The following is an 18,599-nucleotide window of genomic DNA, read 5'->3' on the forward strand; positions in this document are numbered from 1 at the left end:
GCGGAACGACTGCCTGAGGAGGCACTGGTTTGACCACTTCGACACGCCCCGCGCCGGGGTCCCCCGCGTGGTTGGGAGCGGAGGAACGGCGGCTGGTCGACTTCGCCGCCGGTGCGGCCGTCCCCGACGGGTTCGGCTGGCTGGACGCCCGGGGCGGCGTGGAGCCCGACCGCCCCACCGAGACCTGGATCACCGCTCGCATGACGCACGTGTTCTCCCTGGCGCACCTGCGCGGTGACGCCCGCGCCGCCGAGTTGGCCGACCACGGGCTGGCGGCCCTCGCCGGTCCGCTGCGTGACGCCGAGCTGGGCGGATGGTTCGACGAGGTGCCGGCGGAGGATCCCACCAGTGCCCGGGAGCGCTCCCAGAAGCTCCCGGACAAGTCCGCCTACCCCCACTCCTTCGTCGTCCTGGCCGCCTCGTCCGCGACCCTCGCCGCCCGGCCGGGCGCGCGCGACCTGCTCGACGAGGCCCTGAGGGTGTTCGACACGTACTTCTGGGAGAAGGAGGCGGCCTGCGTCCGGGAGAGCTGGGACGCGGACTGGACCGTCACCGAGCCCTACCGAGGGGCCAACAGCGCCATGCACTGGGTGGAGGCGCTCCTGGCCGCCGCCGACGCCACCGGGGACACCGGCTGGACCCGCCGGGCCCTGGCCATCGCCGAACGCCTCGTGCACGGGGTGGCCGCCGCGCACGACTGGCGCCTGCCCGAGCACTTCACCCCGGAGTGGCGGCCGGTGCCGGACTACAACCGCGACCAGCCGGACCACCCGTTCCGCCCCTACGGCAGCACCACCGGCCACCTCCTGGAGTGGGCCCGCCTGCTCATCCACCTCGAACTCGCCCTGGAACGCGCGGGCGAGGCCGCCCCCGCGTGGCTGCGCGCCGACGCGGAACACCTCTTCGCCAACGCCGTCCGGCGCGGTTGGGGGGTGGACGGCGCGGAGGGGTTCGCCTACACCCTGGACTGGGAGGACCGTCCGGTCGTGCGCCAGCGCATGCACTGGGTGGTCGCCGAGGCCACCATGGCCGCGTGGGTGCTGGCTCGGCGCACCGGCGACACCGCCTACACCGAGCAGTACGAACGCTGGTGGGACTACGCCGACCGCTTCCACGTGGACCGTGAGCACGGCAGCTGGCGGCACGAGCTCGACCCCGGCAACCACCCCTCGGACGCGGTGTGGGCCGGCAAGCCGGACGTCTACCACGCCTACCAGGCCGCCCTGCTGCCGCAGGTCGGGTTCTCGACCTCGATCGCGGCCGCCCTGCCCGGCAAGGGAGGGACACGGTGAGCGAGGAGGCAACGAGCACCGAACCCGGAACGCCTCGGCTGGTGGTGGTCGGGGAGAACGTCATGGACCTGCTGCCCACCCGGCACGGCCCGGGCGTGCTGCGGGCCGCACCGGGCGGCGGCCCGGCCAACACGGCGCTGGCCGCCGCCCGACTGGGAACGCCCACCCGGTTGCTCGCCAGGATCGGCGCCGACGGCTTCGGGAATCTGATCCGGGAGCGCCTCCTCACCGGGGGTCTGGACCCCTCGGGGCTGGTCGCGGCCGAGGAGCCGTCCGCGCTGGCCCTGGCCACTCTCGGCGAGGACGGTTCGGCCCGCTACGACTTCCGCATGGACGACGCCGCTGACTGGCGTTGGCAGCCCGGCGAACTCCCCGGCACCCTGGAACCCGGCGTGGTGGCCCTGCACGCCGCCTCGATCGCCCTGTTCCGGGAACCGGGGGCCTCGCGGATCGAGGCGCTGCTGCGGCGCGAGCACGGTCGGGGGCAGGTGACGGTCTCCCTCGACCCCAACATCCGGGCCGATGTCGTCGGGGACCCGGCCGAGGCCCGCGCGCTGGCCCTGCGGCACGCGGCCCAGGCGCACGTGGTCAAGGCCAGCGACGAGGACCTCGCCTTCCTCTACCCGGAGTACACGCCGGAACGGGCCGCGCACGCCCTGGCCGCTCTCGGTCCGGCGCTGGTCGTGGTCACCCTCGGCGGGGACGGGGCCTTCGCTCTCTCCCACGGTGTGGTGGCCGCGGTCCCCGCGCCGAGTGTGGAGGTCGTGGACACGGTCGGGGCGGGCGACTCCTTCATGGGAGCCCTGCTCCGCCGCCTCGACCTGGACGACAGACTCGGCGAGCGGCCGCGGAGCCGCCTGTCCGGGCTGACCGAGGCGGACCTCACGGACCTGCTGACCTTCGCCGTCACCGCCGCCGCGCACACGGTCACCAGGGAGGGGGCCGACCCGCCCACCACCGCCGACATCCAGGAACGTCTCGCGGGTTAGACGTCCCTCCGGCGGGCGGACTCCCTCCCGTCGGGGCTCAGGCCCGGGGGCTCCGGGGACGGGGAACCGTCCCCAGACCCTCGCGGGTCTGGGCCACGACGTGGTCCACCACGTCGGTCATCCGTTCCCGCCGCGCGTAGGCCAGGCGCTGGCGGTGGGCACCCGATCCCACGGTGAGGACGCGGTCGAGCAGGGAGGACACCAGGTCCGTGTCGCCGGAGACGGCCAGGCCCGGCAGGGCGGCGCGGCGTACCCGCTCCATGGCGGCGCTCGCGGTCAGGGACTCGCCGGTCAACGGGTCGGGAACCACCCCCTCCAGCCCCTCCCGGGCGGCCCGCCACACTGCGGCGCGCAGGGCGTGCGTGTTGACGGCGGGAGCGGGGACCCCGTGCCGCACGTCGGTGAGGGCCCGCGTGGCCAGGCCACGGGTGAGGGTGGCGAAGAGCAGGGCCTCCTCCGCGGTGGCGGCCACGTCGCCCACCCGGATCTCCAGGGTGGGGAGGTGGTCGGAGAGGCGGATGTCCCAGTAGACCATGTGGCGGTCCAGGATCGCCCCGGTGGAGGTCAGCCCCCGGACGGCGTTCTCGTGCTCCTTGACGGTGCCCATCAGCGGCGGCGGTCCGGCGGACGGAAGCCGGTTCCAGGTGACCGTCCGCCAGCTGGCGTGACCGGTGTCCCGGCCGGACTGGAAGGGCGAGTTCGCGGCCAGCGCGACCAGGAAGGGCAGCCAACGGCGCAGGTGGTCGCTGACGGCGACGGCGGTGGCGGGGTCGGGGATGCCGACGTGCACGTGGCAGCCGCACACCACGTGGGAGTCGCGCAGGGCGCCGAAGTGGGTGGCGATGGCGGCGTAGCGACGGCCGTCGCTGACGGCGACCGACGCGGGGTCGCCCAGGATCGGGGTGCCGGTCGCGGCGACGACCAGGCCCGCGCCGTCGGCGGCCCGGTGGAGTTCGGCCCGTGCGGCCTCCAGGAACGCCCGGGCCTCCTCCGAAGTGGTGCACACGGGACTGTTGGCCTCCACCTGGGCCCGGGTGAACTCGCCGCACAGGTGGGGGCCGAAGGTGCGGGTGCGGGCCAGGACGTCGGGTGCGCGGGAGAGGATGCGGCGCGTGCGCGGGTCGACGACGAAGAACTCCTCCTCCACACCGAACGTCAGTGGTCGGTTCGCGGCGCCCACGGCGATGCGTCGGTCGTCCGCTGTCAGGGAGCGGTTCTCCATGCGGGTCCTCCGGCTGTCCGATCCAGTGTGTCCCGCACTGGATATCCCGCACGAGGACGGCGGCGACAGTGTCCCGCAGTGGACAAAAAGCTATCCACGAGTCGTTTGTGTCGTTTATCTGTTTCGCCGACGGCGCGCTCCCGCGCACGGTGTCCTGACTACCTGGACGGACGCGTGCGGCGTTCCGGAATCGCACCACAAGGGTGACCGGGATCACTTTTCTGACACCGAAAAGCCGTTGTGACCACCGGTTTCGCTTGCGGAACACCATCCCCGAGACGGCACCCGCGAACCACCAGAACCCCCGTGCGCGAGCGCCACTCGCGGCACCGGGCGGGTATCGGTGAAACGACCAGTGTGTCCGTTCACATCTGCCGGAGCGGGGCGGCGCTGTGCGAATGTGAACAACGTGACGGAACGGTACACGGAGCCCCCGAGCGTACGTCTCCGGGGCCGGGACGCTGAGCGGAGGACCCTCGCCGACGCCCTGGGCGACGCGAGGTCCGGCCGAGGCGCTTCCGTGCTCCTCACGGGTGGTCCGGGCCAGGGCCGGAGCCTCCTGCTCGACCACATCCGCGACACCGCAGGTGACTTCACCGTCCTCCACGTGGGCGGGGTCCGCACCGAGACCGACCTCCCCTGCTCCGGCCTCCAACGCCTCCTGCACCCCGTAAGACCCGTGCTCGACCGACTCCCGGCGCCCCAGCGCGACCTCCTGCACGAGGCCCTCACCCGGGGCGGCGGCACCGGCACGGACCGGTACCCGCTCTACACCGCCGTCCTCGAACTCCTCTCAGAGGCGAGCACCGAACGGCCCCTCCTGCTGTGCGTGGACGACGCCGAACTCCTGGACGCCACCTCGCTCGACGCCCTGGCGTTCGCCGCGCGGCGTCTCACCGGGACCCGGATCGCCGCCGTGTTCGCGGCCCGGGACGGGCACCCCCGACCCACCGCCGCCGGTCCGGTCCCGGGGGTGACCGAACTGGTCCTCGCCCCGCTGGAGGACCGCGCGGTGCACGACCTGCTCACCGACCGCGCACCCGCCCACCTGTCCTCCCCGGTCCGCACCGGACTGGTCCGCGCCGCACACGGCAACCCCGCAGCCGCCCTCGGCTTCCTGGCGTCCCTCACCCCGGAGCAGGTCCGGGGCGAACGCCCCCCGCCCGAACCCCTCCCGCTCACGGCGCGGTTGCGCTCCGCGCAGCTCGCCCCCTACGAGGAGCTGCCCGACGACGCCAGGCGGCTCCTGCTGTTCGGTGCGCTGGCCGCCGAACCCCGGGTCCACCTGCTCCTGGACGCCTCGCGCGAACCCGACGACCCCGAACCCGCACCCTCGGTGTCCACCCTCGAACCGGCCGAGGAACGCGGCCTCGTGCGGGTGGACGGCGACACCCTGGTCTTCCCCGACCCGCTCCTGAGGGAAGCCCTCGTCCAGGGCACCCCCGCCGGCCGCCTGCGCGCGGCCCACCGAGCCCTGGCCGGGGTGACCGACCGCGAACACGCCCCGGTCGAGTTCGCCAGGCACGCCGCCTGCGGCGCCGAGGCTCCCGACGCCGACCTCGCCGACCGGATCGCGGCCGCCGCCAGGCGGGCCAAACGCCTGGCGGGGCCGCTCGCCGCCTCCCACACCAACGAGCGCGCCGCCGCCCTCACCCCCGACCCCGACGAACGCGCCTGCCGCCTGGCCACCGCCTCCTACGAGTCCCACCTCGCCGGAGAGCCCGAGCGCGCCGCGCGGCTGCTCGGGCGGGCCCGACCGCTCGCGGTGTCCGACCGCCGCCGGGCCGTGGTCGCCCTCATCGAGGCCGCGTTCGAGACGTGCGACGCCAACGCCGTCGACGCCGCCGAGCGGCTGTACGCCGTCGGCCGCGACCTCATCCCGCACGACCGCACCCTCGCCCTGCGTGCCCTGGTCCGCTCCGCCGACAGCGCCTCCTACGCGGGGGACCCGGTCCGCCATGCCAGGGCCACCGAACTCGCCGTCCCGCTGGTCCGCCCGGACGACCCGCCCTCGATGCGGCTGATCGCCGCCTTCCTGGAGGGGTGCACGGTCTCGTTCCGGGGCGACTACGTGAACTCCACCCCGCTGCTGCGCGAGGCGATCCGGCTCTCACACGGAATGAGCGCCCCCTCGGAGCTGGTGTGGGCGGGGATCTGCGGCCTCCGCCTGGGGGACGCCCCCTTCGTCCGCACGGTCACCACCCGTGCGGCGGAGTCGGCCCGATCCCGAGGTGAACACGCGTTCGTGCCCCCGGCACTGGCCTTCCTGGTCTTCTCCGAGTTCTGGAGCGGGCGCTTCCCGTCCGCCGCCGGGACCGCACTGACCGGGCTGCGCGCCTCCCGCGAGTCCGGCCAGTCCATCTGGGTCGCCCAGAACCTCGCCTCGCTGGCGATGATCGCCGCCATCCAGGGCGACGTCGACACCTGCCACATCCGGGCGCGCGCGGTGACCGCCCAGGCAGGGGAGAAGAGCCTCGGGCTGCCCTCCGCCCTGGCCTCCTGGGCCCTGGCCGTCCTCGAACTCTCACGCGGCAACGCCGCCGACGCCTTCTTCCGGTTGCGCTCCCTGGTGCACGCGGGCCCCGGACACGGGCACCCCACCATGCGCCTGCTCACCGCCCCGCACTTCGTGGAGGCCGCGGTCCGCACGGGCAAGACCGGGTGGGCACGCGCCTCCCAGGCCGGGTACCGGGGCTGGGCCGAGGCCGTGGAGAGCCCGAGCCTCCTGGCCCTGGCCGCCCGCGGGGACGGTCTGCTCGCCACCGGGGAGGAGGCGGCCGACCACTTCGAGACCGCGCTCGACCTGCACCGGGCCTGCGGGGACGACGACGTCGAACACGCGCGCACCCAGCTGCTCTTCGGTGCCTCGCTGCGGCGGTCCCGCCTGCCCGGGCGCGCCCGCGAGCACCTGTACAACGCGCTGGAGACCTTCGAGCGCTTCGGGGCGCGGCTGTGGGTCCGGCAGACCCGCGCCGAGCTGCGCGCCATCGGGACCGCCGAACGCGGCCCGCAGACCCCTGCCACGGGGGACCTGACCGCCCAACAGCAGCAGATCGCCCAGCTGGTGGCGGGGGGCGCGACCAACCGTGAGGTGGCCGCGCACATGTTCATCAGCCCGCGCACCGTGGAGCACCATCTGCGCGGCATCTTCCGCAGGCTCAACATCAGGTCCCGAGTGGACCTGGCCCGACTCCTGAACTGAACACGTCCCGGGACCGGACGCGACGGCGCGTGCGGGCGCCCCGTCGCGCCGACCAGAGGATACCAACTGGTCGGTATGAGATCCGGCAAGCGGCCGGAGAGAGGCAGTCATGACAACGACCGCACCGGAACACCTCCTGACAGCGGACGGGGTGACCGTGCGCTTCGGAGGGCTCACCGCGCTCGACGACGTCGGACTCCGGGTCGACCCGGGCTCCGTCGTCGGTCTCATCGGACCCAACGGAGCGGGCAAGACCACCCTCTTCAACGTCCTGTCCGGGGTGCTGCGCCCGACCAGGGGAGCCGTCTCGTGGAAGGGGGCGCCGCCGCCCGGAAGGCGCACCCACCACCTGGCCGGAGCCGGGATCGCCCGGACCTTCCAGGGCCTCAACCTCTTCCCGATGATGCCCGTGCTCGGGAACGTGATGGTGGGCGCCGACCGCCTCGCCAGGGGTGGAGCGTTCTCCCTCGTCAGCGGCCTCGGACGGCACCACCGCGACGAACGCGAGCTCAGGGAGCGGGCCATGGCCGCCCTGGAACGCTTCGGCGTCGCGGAGCACGCCCACCGGCTGCCCGGCACCCTGCCCTACGGGGTGCAGAAGCAGGTCGCCCTCGCCCGGGCCTGCGCCGGCGAACCCGAACTGCTCCTCCTGGACGAACCCGCCAGCGGACTCTCCGGCCACGAGACCGCCGAACTGGCAGACCGGATCCGGGGACTCAGCCAGGACATGGCGGTGGTCCTCGTGGAACACCACATGGACCTGGTCATGGACGTCTGCGACCGTGTCGTGGTCCTCGACTTCGGCAGGGTCATCTCCTCCGGCACCCCCGACGAGGTCCAGGCCGACCCCGCCGTCACCCGCGCCTACCTGGGCACCTCCACCGGCCCGGCCACCGGACCCGACGACCGGAACGGGGACCCCCGATGACTCGGCCCCTGCTCACCGTCGAGGACCTCAGCGCCTCCTACGGCGCCGTCCGAGCCCTCTGCGGCGTCAGCCTCACCGTCCCCGAACGCGGACTGTGCGCCGTCCTAGGGGCCAACGGCGCGGGCAAGACCACCCTCCTGCGCACCCTCACCGGCCTGCACCGCGCCGCTTCGGGACGGGTCCTGCTCGCGGACGAGGACATCACCCCGCTCCCCACGGAGAAGGTCATCACCCGGGGCCTGGCCCACGTCCCCGAGGGCGGCGGCGTGGTCGTCGAACTCACCGTGGAGGAGAACCTGCGCCTGGGTGCCCTCTGGCGCGCGGACCGACGCGACCGGACCACCCTCGACGAGGTCATGGACCTGTTCCCGCCCCTGGCGCAGCGCCGCGCGAAGGCCGCCGCCACCCTCTCCGGCGGGGAGCGGCAGATGCTCGCCATCGGCCGCGCGCTCATGGCCCGGCCCCGCGTCCTGCTCCTCGACGAACCCTCACTCGGCCTCGCGCCCCTGATCACCCGGCGCATCCTCGACCTGCTCCGCGACCTGCGCGACCGCACCGGCCTCACCGTCGTCCTCGTCGAACAGAACGCCGCCGGGGCCCTGTCCGTGACCGACCACGGCTACGTCCTCAACCAGGGGAGCGTCGTGGCGGAGGGGCCCTCCGCCGAGCTCCTGGCCGACGACCGAACGCGCCACGCCTACCTCGGCTTCTGAGGGAGACCCATGAACTACTTCGTCACCCTGACCCTCAACGGGCTGGCCTCCGGGGCGGCCTACGCGGCACTGGCACTGTCCCTGGTGATCATCTACCAGGCCACCCGGCTGGTGAACTTCGCCCAGCCCGCGCTCGCGCTGCTGTCCGTCTACACCGCCTACACGGTCACCCAGCTCACCGGTTCCTACTGGCTCGGGTTCGCCGCCGCCCTCACCGCCGGGCTGCTGGTCGGCGCCTTCGTGGAGCGCGTCATCATCCGTCCCATAGCCCGCACCTCCCAGCTCAACGCCATCATCGTCACCCTCGGCCTCCTCCTGGTGGTCCAGGGTGGGGTCGGCATGGTCTGGGGCAACGAGCAGCACGGCTTCCGCTACGCCTTCAGCTACGTGGGCCGCTTCGCCCCCTCGGACGTGTTCGCCCTGGTCGCGGTGGGGGTGGTCGCCCTCCTGCTGTTCGCCCTGTACCGGTTCACGCCCCTCGGACTGCGGATGCGCGCCGCCGCCTTCCACCCGGAGGCGGCCCGGCTCAGCGGGGTGCGGGTCGGCCTCATGCTCACGGCGGGCTGGGGCATCGCCTCCCTCATCGGCGCGCTGGCGGGCATGCTCGCCGGACCGCCGTTCATCTCGCCGAACGTCTTCGACGTCGTGTTCGTCTTCGGGATCACGGCGGCGGTGGTGGGCGGCCTGGACAACCCCTTCGGCGCCGTGATCGGCGGTCTGCTCATCGGGCTCGGTATGTCGTACGTCTCCGGGTTCCTGGGGCCCGAACTGGCGACCCTCGCCGCCCTCGTCATCGTCGTGGCCGTCCTGAGCGTGCGCCCCGACGGCATCCTCTCCCGACCGACCGCGCGAAAGGTCTAGCCAGCCATGCCCCTGCCCGTCCGCCATCTGCTCCTGGCCGCCCTCGGCCTGGCCGCCGTCGCCGGGCTGCTGTCCGTGACCGGCGACCTCACCGCCCTGCGCATCGCCGCGGTCGGGTACACCATGCTCGCCGTCGCCGGACTCCAACTGCTGGTCGGCGGCTCCGGACAGGTCTCCCTCGGCCACGGCGCGTTCATGATGATCGGCGCCTACTCCATGGCGCTGCTGGTCCTGCACCAGCCGACCCTGCCGCTGGCCGCCAACCTCGGCGTCATCGTCGTGGTGTCCGTGGCGGCGGGCGTCGCGGTCGGCGCCGCCACCGCGCGCCTGCACGGCCCCTACCTGGCCGGGGCCACACTCATCCTGGCCGTCGGCCTGCCTGGGCTGGCCCACCGGTTCCACGCGTTCCTCGGCGGCAGCAACGGCCTCAACATCCGTACCGCCGGGGCCCCGCCGTTCCTCGACGGACTCGTGACCACCAGCGAGTGGCGGGCCCTGGTCGTGTGGACCACGGTCGTGCTCGGCCTGGCCGTGCTCGCCACGATCTCCGCCGGGCGCCTCGGCCGCCGCATGCGCGCCATCCGGGACGACGAGACCGCCGCCGCCATGGCGGGCGTCCCCGTCGGCGCCACCAAGGTCGTCGCCTTCGTGATCGCCTCGGCTGCGGGCGGCCTCGCAGGCGGCCTCCAGGCCTACGTGCTCGGCACCGTCACCCCCAGCAGCTTCACCCTCGTGCTCTCGCTGACCCTGCTCGCCGCGCTGGTGCTCGGCGGCATCGGCAGTCTGTGGGGCGCTCTGTGGGCCTCGATGGCCATCGTCTACCTGGACGTGTGGGCCACCGACCTCGCACGGGCGGCGAACCTGGGACGCAACGCCGAGAACAACCTGCCGGTGGTGTTCTTCGGCGTCGTCCTCATCCTCGTCCTGCGCTTTTGGCCCCTCGGCGTCCACGGCGCCCTCCGAAGCCTCGGAGCCCGCCTTCGGGCGGTCCGCTCCGACACCTCCTCGAGAACCCCCCAGTGAAGGAGACAACCATGCGCGAACACGGAACCCGGGTCCTGTTGGCCCCGGCCCTGGCCCTGGTCATGCTGGCCGCGGCCTGCTCGGGCGCGGGCGAGGTCGGCCAGGGGGCCGACGTCGACCTGGACGTGGCGCCGGGCGTCACGGACGACGCCGTCGTCATCGGCACCCACCAACCGCTCACCGGTCCGGCCGCACCCGGGTACCTGGCGGTCTCCCAGGGGGCGGGGGCCGTGTTCGACTACGTGAACGACCAGGGCGGGGTCAACGGGAGGCGGATCGACTACCGGGTCGAGGACGACGGCTACGACCCCTCCCGGACCATCGACGTCACCCGCCAACTGGTCATCGAGGACGAGATCTTCGCGATGGTGGGCGGCCTCGGCACGCCCACCCACGGCGGAGTCATCGACTACCTCAATGACGAGGGCGTGCCCGACGTCTTCCCGGCCTCGGGCGCCCTGGCCTGGAACAACACGGAGGAGCACCCGCTCACCTACGGCTGGCAGACCGACTACACCAAGGAAGCCAAGATCCAGGGCGAGTACATCACCGAGAACTTCCCCGGGCAGGACGTCGGCTACCTGTTCCAGAACGACGACGTCGGCGAGGACTCCCAGGCCGGACTCGACCAGTACCTGTCCGACGAGGTCGTGGCCCGCGAGCACTACGAGTCGGACATCCCCGACCTCGGCTCGCAGATGGCGGAGTTGGAGAACGCCGGGGCGGAGGTGGTCGTCTGCTCCTGCATTCCGGCCTTCGTCGCGCTCGGCATGCTCGAGGCCGCCCGGATCGGCTACGAGCCCCAGTGGGTGATCTCCAGCATCGGCGGGGACACCGCCACGCTCCAGGCGCTGCTCACCGAGTTCACCGAGGACACCGACGCGGAGGGCGTCCCGGCCGACGCCTTCCTCGAAGGGGCGGTCGTGACGAGCTACATGCCGCGCGTCGAGGACGAGGACGACGAGTGGGGCCGCTTCTTCGTGGACGTGTACGAGGAGTACGGGCACGGCGGGCCGCCCACCAACACGCACATGTTCGGCATGACCCAGGCCGTCATGTTCGCCCAGGTCCTGATGTCAGCGGGGGAGGACCTCACCCGCCAGTCCCTGGTCGACGCCCTGGAGACCCAGGAGTGGCAGGGGCCGGGCTTCACGCCCTTCTCCTCCAGCGAGGGTGACCACGGCGGCCACCAGGGCGTGTACGTCGTGCGGTTCGAGGCGGGCGGCGCCATCGAGATGGTCCAGGAGGCCCGGGTGACCGACCGCGAGGACGGCCCCGTCGAGGAGGTCGACTTCGAGCGGCTCTCCCCGCAGGACCTGCCCTTCCACGACTAGTCCCGTAGTCCCGGCAGCCGTCGCGGCTCCTGGCACCCGAGGGGCGCTCGCCCCGCTCCGTTCACTGTGTGCCGCACCCCGTTCTCCCGTGGGGGAGGGCGGGGTGCGGACGCTTCCTCCGCGGAGCGGGAGGGCCCCGGGAACGCGGGGACGGCCGGGTAGCTCCGGAGGGGACGCCTGGTCGGGTCCGGAACCCGCGAGACGAGCGCGTCCAGTGCGCCGTACGACGGATCTAGGCCAGAGAACCCGTCCCCGCACCGAGTGAGTCCGAGACGAACTCGGGGAAGGAGCGGGGAGCCCTGCCGGTGACGTTCTCCACCACCGTGGTCGTGCGGTCCTCCGCCCCGGCGGCGATCCGCTCGTCCATGGCGGCCAGCAGGTCCGCGAACCGCGCGGGCAGCCCGTGCCCCTGATGGAGCCGGGACAGCTCGGCCACGCTGACACGGCGGTGCCGGACCGGACGCCGGGTCGCCTCGGTCAACGTGGCGGCGACCTCGTCGAAGCTCAACGGTCGCGGCCCGGTCAGCACCAGGTCCGCTCCGGCCGGAACCTCGCCCATGAGCGCACGCGCCGCGACCGCCGCGATGTCACCCGGGTCGATGAAGGGGGTCCTGCCCTGCCCGGTCGCGCTCACGATCTCACCGTCGCGCCGGTGGGAATCGGCGTGCGGGTGGTTCCCGGTGAAGTTGCTGGAGAACCAGGTGGGACGCAGGACCACCGGGTGGGGGACGAAGGAGCCCAGGCGGGCTCCGAGCGCGCCGGGACCCGGGGCTCCGACCGGCACCGCGGACGAGCCGAGCAGGACCACCCGCTCCACGCCCTCGGCGCGGGCGGTCTCCAGGAACGGGACGACCGGGGTCTCCGGGTCGGTGGCGCCGGGGGGAGCCACCAGGTACACCGCCCGGACGCCCCGTAGAGCGTCAGCGTGGGTGGTCGGGTCGGCCCAGTCGAAGCGCACGTCGGCGCCGGGGGAGCGCCCGGCCCGTCGGACGGGAGCGCCGTGGTCGGCCAGGAGGCGGGCGAGGCGGGAGCCGGTCGTCCCGGTGGCTCCGGTGATCAGGATCGTCACAGCGCGGCCTCCGCGTCCGGTCCGAAGTCGAGCGGGTTCCAGTAGTCGCGGTAGTGCCGGATCAGGCCGCCGGAGATCGTCAGAACGGCCACGTAACGTGCTGTGTAGGGTGCGTCGGTGGGGACCCTGCGTCCGCTCACCGCCAGTTCGGCGACGATGACGTCCGGGGCGGTGGTCTGGTGGACGGTGACGTCGTGCACGCTCAGGACGTTGAGCTTGTCGGTGTAACCGGCCAGGTAGGACTCGATCGTCTCTCGGCCTTCGAGGCGTCGGGGAGCTCCCGGGGGCGCGAAGGGGAACTCCATCACGGCGTCCTCGGCGTACAGGGCGGTGAAGGCCCGCATGTCGTGGGAGAGCAGGTGTTCGCTGGCGCGGTGGAAGACCGTCGTGGGGCTGTCGGGCACAGTCGCTCCTCTAAGCTGTGACACATAATCGGACCGATGGTCCGTTTCGACTATAGCGGACTGTCGGTCCGTTTTGGGGGTGGAGTCCGTGCGGGCGGACAAGGCGCGTAACCGAGAGGCGATTCTGGCGGCGGCGGCCCGTCTGTTCGACGAGGCGGCCGACCCCGACCAGATCTCGATGGACGCCGTGGCAGGGGCCGCAGGGGTCGGCAAGGGTACGGTCTTCCGCGGCTTCGGAGACCGCAGTGGCCTGATCCGGGCGCTGTACGACGAGTACGCCGCCCGTGAGTTCCAGGCCCTGCCCGAGAACGTGCCGGACCTGCTGATCCGTGTCTGGGACTTCAAGCGGCGACACCGGGTGCTGGCGCTGGCGCTGGAGCAGGAGGGCTTCGCCAGCCCGTACGGCAATGAGAGCTACGACCGGCTCCACCGGCACCTGGCGGACCTGGTCAGTCGGGCCCGGGGGCCGCGCAACGCCGACTTCCTCGCGCACGCGCTGTTGGCCGCCGTGCGTGGCGACCTGGTCGAGTACGTACGGGAGGAGTCCGGGGTGGACCCGAGGGAGGGCCTGCGCGAACTGGCGCGGTCCGTCCTGGGGCGGTCAGGCGGGGCCGGGGTGGCCGGACGAGGCCAGGACCCGATCGACGAGGTCCTCCACGAAGGTGCGTGAGGGCGGCTCAGCCTGGAAGGAGGTCCTGGCCAGGACACCGCCCACCAGGAGTGCCAGGGACGGTTCGACGTCCTCCGTGGGCAGGTGGGCGCGCAGCACCGACGCCAGTGAGCTGGTGCCCGCCTCGCCACGCCGTTGGCGCAGGTCGTCGAGGTCTTCCCCTGGGTCGGGGAGACGCCACCGGCCCTCTTCCCCGTGACGTCCGTGCTCGACGTCCTCGGAGGGCTCGGGGCCCTCCTCCCGGCGCTCACCCGCGTCCTGCCCGGGCTGACCGTCCTGGCCGCCGCCGGATGCGCCGGGCTCCAGCTGTCCGCCATCGCCTTCCACCTCCTCCGGGGCGAGACCGACGTCCTCTTCAACGTGGTCGTGCTCGCGCTGGCGGTCCTGGTGGCCTGGGGCCGCTGGTCGTGGGTGCCCCTGGAGCCCAGGGCGTGAGATGACGGCGACCACGGGAAAGGGCCGGTGGGGAGGGGATCCCCACCGGCCCCGACCGGGCCTCATCGCGACGACCCGGCCACCCGATCAGGCGCCGTGCGGGCAGGAGTCCCGGTAGTCGGAGAAGTCGGTGCCGATCCCCGTGCGGGGCGGCGGGCACAGGAACTGCTCATAGCGCTCGTCGTCGTCCACGAACCGCTTGAGCCACGAGATGCCGTACTTCGCGATGGTGGTGTTGGAGACGTTCGGCGCGAAGTGGCTCGCGCCGCGCAGCTCCAGGTAGGCCCGGTCCAGGGAGCTGGGCAGGCTCTCGTACATCGGGATGGCGTGCGAGCGGACCGACGCGGTGACGTCGTTCTGGGCGCCGACGACCAGCGTGGGCGTCTGCACGCTCGACCAGTTCTTCTGCGTGTGCCAGGGGGTCAGCGGGATCGCCGCGCGCAGCTCCGGCCGTGAGTCGACGGCGGCCAGGGTCCCGCCACCGCCCATCGAGTGCCCCATGACGGCCATGCGGTCACCGTCCACGCGGTCGCTCACCGCGCTGCGGTCGGCCAGGTAGTCCAGGGCGGACTCCAGCTGGCGGCCCCGACTGTTCGGCTGGTCGTACCGGGTGTTGGTGTCGATGGTGAACACCACGAAGCCCTGCGAGGCGAAACGGTGCCCGTACCAGGACATGGACGACTCACTGGCCGTGTAGCCGGGGGCGACCACCACGCCGCCGAAGGTGCCCTCGGAGGTGTCGGTCGGATAGTAGATGGTTCCGCCGCCGAAGCCGCTCACCAGCGAGGACACGGAGGCGGTGGCGGTGTCGAAGTGGCCCCGGGGCGCGGTGACGCTCTGCTCCGTCGGGGCCGGACCGCGTTCGTGCGGATTGGCGGCCTGGGCCGGGGCGACGGCCGCACCCGCGCCGAACAGGGCCAGGCCCACCACCAGGGCGGACTTCGCGGCGACCGCCGCCGCCCAGGAGCGGGTGCGCGGCACCGGGGCGGTCGGGTGGGCGGGGGCGCTCCGGCGGGAGCGGGCGGTGCGGGGTACCGGTGAGGGGGACACGGGGGACAGGGGATGGTCGGTACTCACGTCGTCTTCCTTTTCTCGCGCAGCGGGAATCCACGGGTCGCCGTGGACGCCACGGATCCGTTTTCCCGTCGGTAATCGCGGGGGGAACGCACGGGATATCCACCCGTTTCCGTGGGCGTGCGTTCACTATGAAGACGAAGGTGTGAACACGCATCCGTTGAACCACCAGTGCTTGCGGCGCCCCAGTTCACGCGTTCGAAAAGGGACGACCGCCGTTTCACCGGCCCATACCGCGCCACCAGCTGAGCAGCCTGCCCAACAGGTCCTCGGGCGGCTGCTCCTCCTCGGCCACCGCCGGGACCTGCTCCATCTCCTGGGTCTGGAGCTCGGGAGGCTCGCTCAGGCGACCGGGTGTGAACGTGACCGGCAGTTCCCGCGACCCGTGCAGGAACGGCGACGCCAGCGGGCGCAGCTCCTCCGGGGGCACCGAGAGCCGCAGCCCGCCCAGCCGCTCCTGGAGGACGGTCACCCCGGTCGAGGCCACGAGGCGGCCCAGCGACCGGGCGGGGCAGCTGTGCGGACCGGCCCCGAAGGTCAGGTGGGCGCGGCTGCCGCTGGACACCCCGGTGTCCGGGTCCGACCTGCCCCGCCGCACGGCCGGGTCGCGGTGCGCGGCGTCGACCCCGAGGTAGAGGGCGTCGCCCTTGCGCACCCGCGCGTTGCCGATGCGCACGTCCTGGAGCGCGACCCGGCCGGCCAGGAGCTGGAGGGGGCTGTCGTTCCACATGATGTGGTCCAGGAGGTCGTGCGTGGACAGCCGTGCGTCCGTGTTCGCGGAGCGGATGCGGTCGTCGGTGAGCAGCGTGCGCATCGTGTTGCCTATGAGGTGGACGGTCATCATGTGACTCGCGCTGACCACCAGGGACGCCGCGTAGGCCACCTCCTCCAGGGTGAGGTCCGTGGAGCGTTCGAGCATCCAACTGGTCAGGTCGTGCCCGGGTTTGTCGGCCTTGCGGGCCACCAGACCGGCGAAGTACTGCTGTAGGCCGGTGATGGAGTCCTCCGACCGCTGGGAGTCCTCGCTGAAGATGACGGCGGTGAGGTCGTTGAGCATGTGGCCGTAGCTGTCGGGCAGGCCGAAGAGCCGGTTGGCCACCAGCGCGGGGAGCAGCTGGGCGTAGTCGCCCACGAGGTCGGCTTCGCCGTCCCTGACGAACCGGTCGACCAGCCCGTCGGCGATCCGGTGCACGGTGCGGGCCATCGCGGTCATGTCGATCCTGGCCAGCCCGTCCATGATGGGCGCGCGCAGCCGGGCGTGCTCGGAGCCGTCCGCGTAGAAGGCGTTGGGCAGCCAGGTCATCATCGCGACGGTGTTGTCGAGGTCCACACGGCCCTCGGTCGCCTCGCGCCAGTTGCGGGTGTCGCGGGAGAACAGGTGCGGCTGCTGGAGGACGGCGAGGCTCTCCTGGTAGCCGAGCAGCAGCCAGGCGCGCACCCCGGGATCCAGCTGGACCGGGACGATCGGGCCGTGCCGTTCGCGCAGGCCCTGCCAGAGTTCGGCGCGGCCCTCGGGCGGGGTGGGGTCGTAGAGGCGGACGTGGTCGACCGGGCAGCCCTGGGCGGAGGGGGAACCGGGGGTCTGGGCGCCCTGTTCCGCGCCTGGTCCCGAGTTCTGGGAGTCACCGTGCTGAGTCGTGGTCATTTCGGGTGGCGGACGCCCGGAAAGGGATTCACGGGGCCGCTTCCCTCCCTTCGAGGAGACGTGGCTCTGTCATGGTGACGGGAAGGGGGAAGCGGGAGATCCCGAAATCGCTTCGGGGCGGTGGCCGGGGATCGAGCCAACCTGGTCGTGGCATTCTAGGATCGTCGTCACCGTATTTCAACAGGAACGGATTATTCGCGCCGCCCCCTTTCGTGTCCGGTGTTTGTTTCTTCTCTTTTGTCCCGTGCTGGGTGGCTGACCCGAGAGCGCCGGATTGTCACTGGTGCTCCCTAGAGTTACCTGTGTGAGCGATCGATGGAGTACCGACGAAGTCTGGGCTCTGGCTCCGGACCCCTCTTCACACAAGGCCGCTCTCAAGGTGGCCAAGGCGGGATCGTGGCCCCAGAGCGGAGTGGTCGTCGCCGACGGCGGCGGCACCTCGGCGGTCTGGGGTGAGTGCAAGGGGAGCGGGAGCAAGCCCTACCTGGCGGCCGCGCACCTGGACGGGGACGGCGGCCCCGCCTACAAGTGCAGCTGTCCCAGCCGCAAGATCCCCTGTAAGCACGTCCTGGCCCTGCTCTCCCTGTGGAGCCAGGACACCGTGGCCGAGCGCGCGGACCGGCCCGAATGGGTCACCACGTGGCTCTCCGGCAGGGTCGCCCGACAGGAGCGTGCGAGCGGCGCCGCCGCCTCCGCCCCGGTCGACCCGGACAAGGCCGCGGCCACCCTGCGTGCGCGGGAGAGGACGGTCGCCGCCGGGCTCGAGGAGCTCCGGCTGTGGCTGCACGACCAGGTGGACGGCGGTCTCGCCGAAGTCCCCAAACTCGGCTACGAGCACTGGGACCGCATGGCCAAGCGCCTGGTGGACGCCAAGGCGGGCGGCGCCGCGTCCCTGGTCACCCAGCTCCCCCAGAACGGCGGGGCCGACCGCTGGCCGGACCGCCTCCTGGAACGCCTGGGCATGCTGCACCTGCTGACCGACGGCTACCTCGCGGGTGAGGGCGGCGACCCCCGGTTCCGGGCGGTGCTGCGCTCCCGGGTGGGCATCACGACCCGCTCCGAGGAGGTCCTGGCCAGCGGGGAACGGGTGCGGGACACATGGCGGGTGCTCGGACACCATGACGCCCTCACCCCGGACCGCATGCGTAGCCGCCGCCAGTGGCTGCACGGGGGCTCGACCGGCCGCCTCGCCCTCTCCCTCACCTTCGCCCGGCCCACCCAGACCCCCGACTCCGTCTTCCGGCCCGGCACCGAGTTCGAGGGCGAACTCGCCTTCCACCCGGACGGCCGCCGAGCGGTCCGGGTCGGCCAGGGAACCGAGGGACCGGCCTCGCGCCCGCCCGGAGGCGGCGTCGACCAGGCCCTGGACTCCTTCGCCGAGGCCCTGGCCGAGGACCCGTGGCTGGAGGCCTGGCCCGTGGTGCTGGAGAACGCCGTCCCCGCTCGCGCCGAGGGCTGGCACCTGGCCGATCCCACGGGGGCCTCCCTCCCCCTGAACCAGGGGGAGCTGTGGCGGCTCCTCGCGGCCACCGGCGGACGCCCCGCCACCATCGCCGCCGAATGGTCGCCCGGCACCGGCCTGAGCCCCATGACCCTGTGGGACGCCGACGGAAAGGCAGTCGCGCTGTGAACCCGACCCCCACCGACCACTCCCGGGCCCCCGAGCCCGGAACGACCTCCCCCGAGACGGCCTCCCCCGAGGCCGCATCCCCCCAGACCCCCTCCTGGGACCGGCTGG

Annotated in this window: 15 protein-coding genes and 1 pseudogene; 11 read left to right on the top strand and 5 right to left on the bottom strand. The window is 72.8% G+C overall.

The genetic code is table 11. The features are described from left to right. Positions 1 to 29: 29 nt before the first annotated feature. Together D452_RS0112180 and D452_RS0112185 are read left to right on the top strand one after the other, a co-directional pair. Positions 30 to 1,292 (top strand): AGE family epimerase/isomerase, encoded by a 1,263-nt coding sequence (locus D452_RS0112180; protein WP_017544426.1) that lies wholly within the window; start codon positions 30 to 32, stop codon positions 1,290 to 1,292. After that, the gene (locus tag D452_RS0112185) at positions 1,289 to 2,281 is read left to right on the top strand and encodes a carbohydrate kinase family protein (protein ID WP_017544427.1); all 993 of its coding nucleotides are present in this window, start codon (positions 1,289 to 1,291) and stop codon (positions 2,279 to 2,281) included. The genes D452_RS0112180 and D452_RS0112185 overlap by 4 nt, the downstream gene beginning before the upstream one ends. A 37-nt stretch (positions 2,282 to 2,318) precedes the next feature. Here the strand turns inward: D452_RS0112185 and D452_RS0112190 are convergent, their stop codons facing one another. Beyond that, on the bottom strand, positions 2,319 to 3,503 hold the full coding sequence (locus D452_RS0112190) for a carboxylate-amine ligase (RefSeq protein ID WP_017544428.1): 1,185 nt from the start codon (positions 3,501 to 3,503) through the stop codon (positions 2,319 to 2,321). A gap of 400 nt (positions 3,504 to 3,903) precedes the next feature. Between D452_RS0112190 and D452_RS0112195 the strand changes: the two genes are divergently transcribed. The 6 genes and pseudogenes from D452_RS0112195 (at position 3,904) to D452_RS0112220 (ending at position 11,564) form a co-directional block, all read left to right on the top strand. Continuing rightward, positions 3,904 to 6,705, top strand: coding sequence for an AAA family ATPase (locus D452_RS0112195; RefSeq protein ID WP_017544429.1), 2,802 nt, complete (start codon positions 3,904 to 3,906; stop codon positions 6,703 to 6,705). A gap of 109 nt (positions 6,706 to 6,814) precedes the next feature. Beyond that, the gene (locus tag D452_RS0112200; RefSeq protein WP_017544430.1) at positions 6,815 to 7,633 is read left to right on the top strand and encodes an ABC transporter ATP-binding protein; all 819 of its coding nucleotides are present in this window, start codon (positions 6,815 to 6,817) and stop codon (positions 7,631 to 7,633) included. Continuing rightward, complete coding sequence (locus D452_RS0112205) at positions 7,630 to 8,346, top strand: ABC transporter ATP-binding protein (RefSeq protein WP_017544431.1); 717 nt, start codon at positions 7,630 to 7,632, stop codon at positions 8,344 to 8,346. Before D452_RS0112200 ends, D452_RS0112205 begins: the two co-directional genes overlap by 4 nt. Positions 8,347 to 8,355: 9 nt before the next feature. Next, entirely contained in the window at positions 8,356 to 9,207 is an 852-nt protein-coding gene (locus D452_RS0112210; RefSeq protein ID WP_017544432.1) for a branched-chain amino acid ABC transporter permease, read from the top strand. Between the two features lie 3 nt (positions 9,208 to 9,210). After that, a pseudogene (locus D452_RS28195) lies at positions 9,211 to 10,230 on the top strand (branched-chain amino acid ABC transporter permease); the annotation flags it as partial. 11 nt (positions 10,231 to 10,241) lie between these two features. Continuing rightward, entirely contained in the window at positions 10,242 to 11,564 is a 1,323-nt protein-coding gene (locus tag D452_RS0112220; RefSeq protein ID WP_017544434.1) for an ABC transporter substrate-binding protein, read from the top strand. Between the two features lie 232 nt (positions 11,565 to 11,796). Here D452_RS0112220 and D452_RS0112225 read toward each other — a convergent pair whose 3' ends face one another. Together D452_RS0112225 and D452_RS0112230 are read right to left on the bottom strand one after the other, a co-directional pair. Then, a complete protein-coding gene (locus D452_RS0112225; protein WP_017544435.1) occupies positions 11,797 to 12,633 on the bottom strand; it encodes an NAD(P)H-binding protein in 837 nt (278 codons plus the stop codon). Continuing rightward, positions 12,630 to 13,037, bottom strand: coding sequence for a nuclear transport factor 2 family protein (locus tag D452_RS0112230; protein WP_017544436.1), 408 nt, complete (start codon positions 13,035 to 13,037; stop codon positions 12,630 to 12,632). The genes D452_RS0112225 and D452_RS0112230 overlap by 4 nt, the downstream gene beginning before the upstream one ends. Positions 13,038 to 13,125: 88 nt before the next feature. Between D452_RS0112230 and D452_RS0112235 the strand changes: the two genes are divergently transcribed. Both D452_RS0112235 and D452_RS28200 read left to right on the top strand, forming a co-directional pair. Then, positions 13,126 to 13,707, top strand: a complete 582-nt coding sequence (locus tag D452_RS0112235; RefSeq protein WP_051061301.1) for a TetR/AcrR family transcriptional regulator — start codon at positions 13,126 to 13,128, stop codon at positions 13,705 to 13,707. A 135-nt stretch (positions 13,708 to 13,842) separates the two neighbouring features. Further along, the gene (locus tag D452_RS28200) at positions 13,843 to 14,142 is read left to right on the top strand and encodes a DoxX family protein (protein ID WP_017544438.1); all 300 of its coding nucleotides are present in this window, start codon (positions 13,843 to 13,845) and stop codon (positions 14,140 to 14,142) included. Between the two features lie 87 nt (positions 14,143 to 14,229). On the opposite strand, the gene D452_RS0112245 is transcribed toward D452_RS28200, so the two are convergent. Beyond that, positions 14,230 to 15,123, bottom strand: coding sequence for an alpha/beta hydrolase family protein (locus D452_RS0112245; RefSeq protein ID WP_040693667.1), 894 nt, complete (start codon positions 15,121 to 15,123; stop codon positions 14,230 to 14,232). A gap of 313 nt (positions 15,124 to 15,436) precedes the next feature. Beyond that, complete coding sequence (locus D452_RS0112250) at positions 15,437 to 16,861, bottom strand: cytochrome P450 family protein (RefSeq protein WP_017544440.1); 1,425 nt, start codon at positions 16,859 to 16,861, stop codon at positions 15,437 to 15,439. 379 nt (positions 16,862 to 17,240) lie between these two features. Here D452_RS0112250 and D452_RS0112255 point away from each other — a divergent pair, with 379 nt between their 5' ends. After that, on the top strand, positions 17,241 to 18,491 hold the full coding sequence (locus D452_RS0112255; protein ID WP_026129226.1) for an SWIM zinc finger family protein: 1,251 nt from the start codon (positions 17,241 to 17,243) through the stop codon (positions 18,489 to 18,491). Positions 18,492 to 18,599: the final 108 nt, after the last annotated feature.

The organism is Nocardiopsis prasina DSM 43845 (assembly GCF_000341265.1).
In the GTDB taxonomy this organism is placed as follows: Bacteria; Actinomycetota; Actinomycetes; order Streptosporangiales; family Streptosporangiaceae; genus Nocardiopsis; species Nocardiopsis prasina.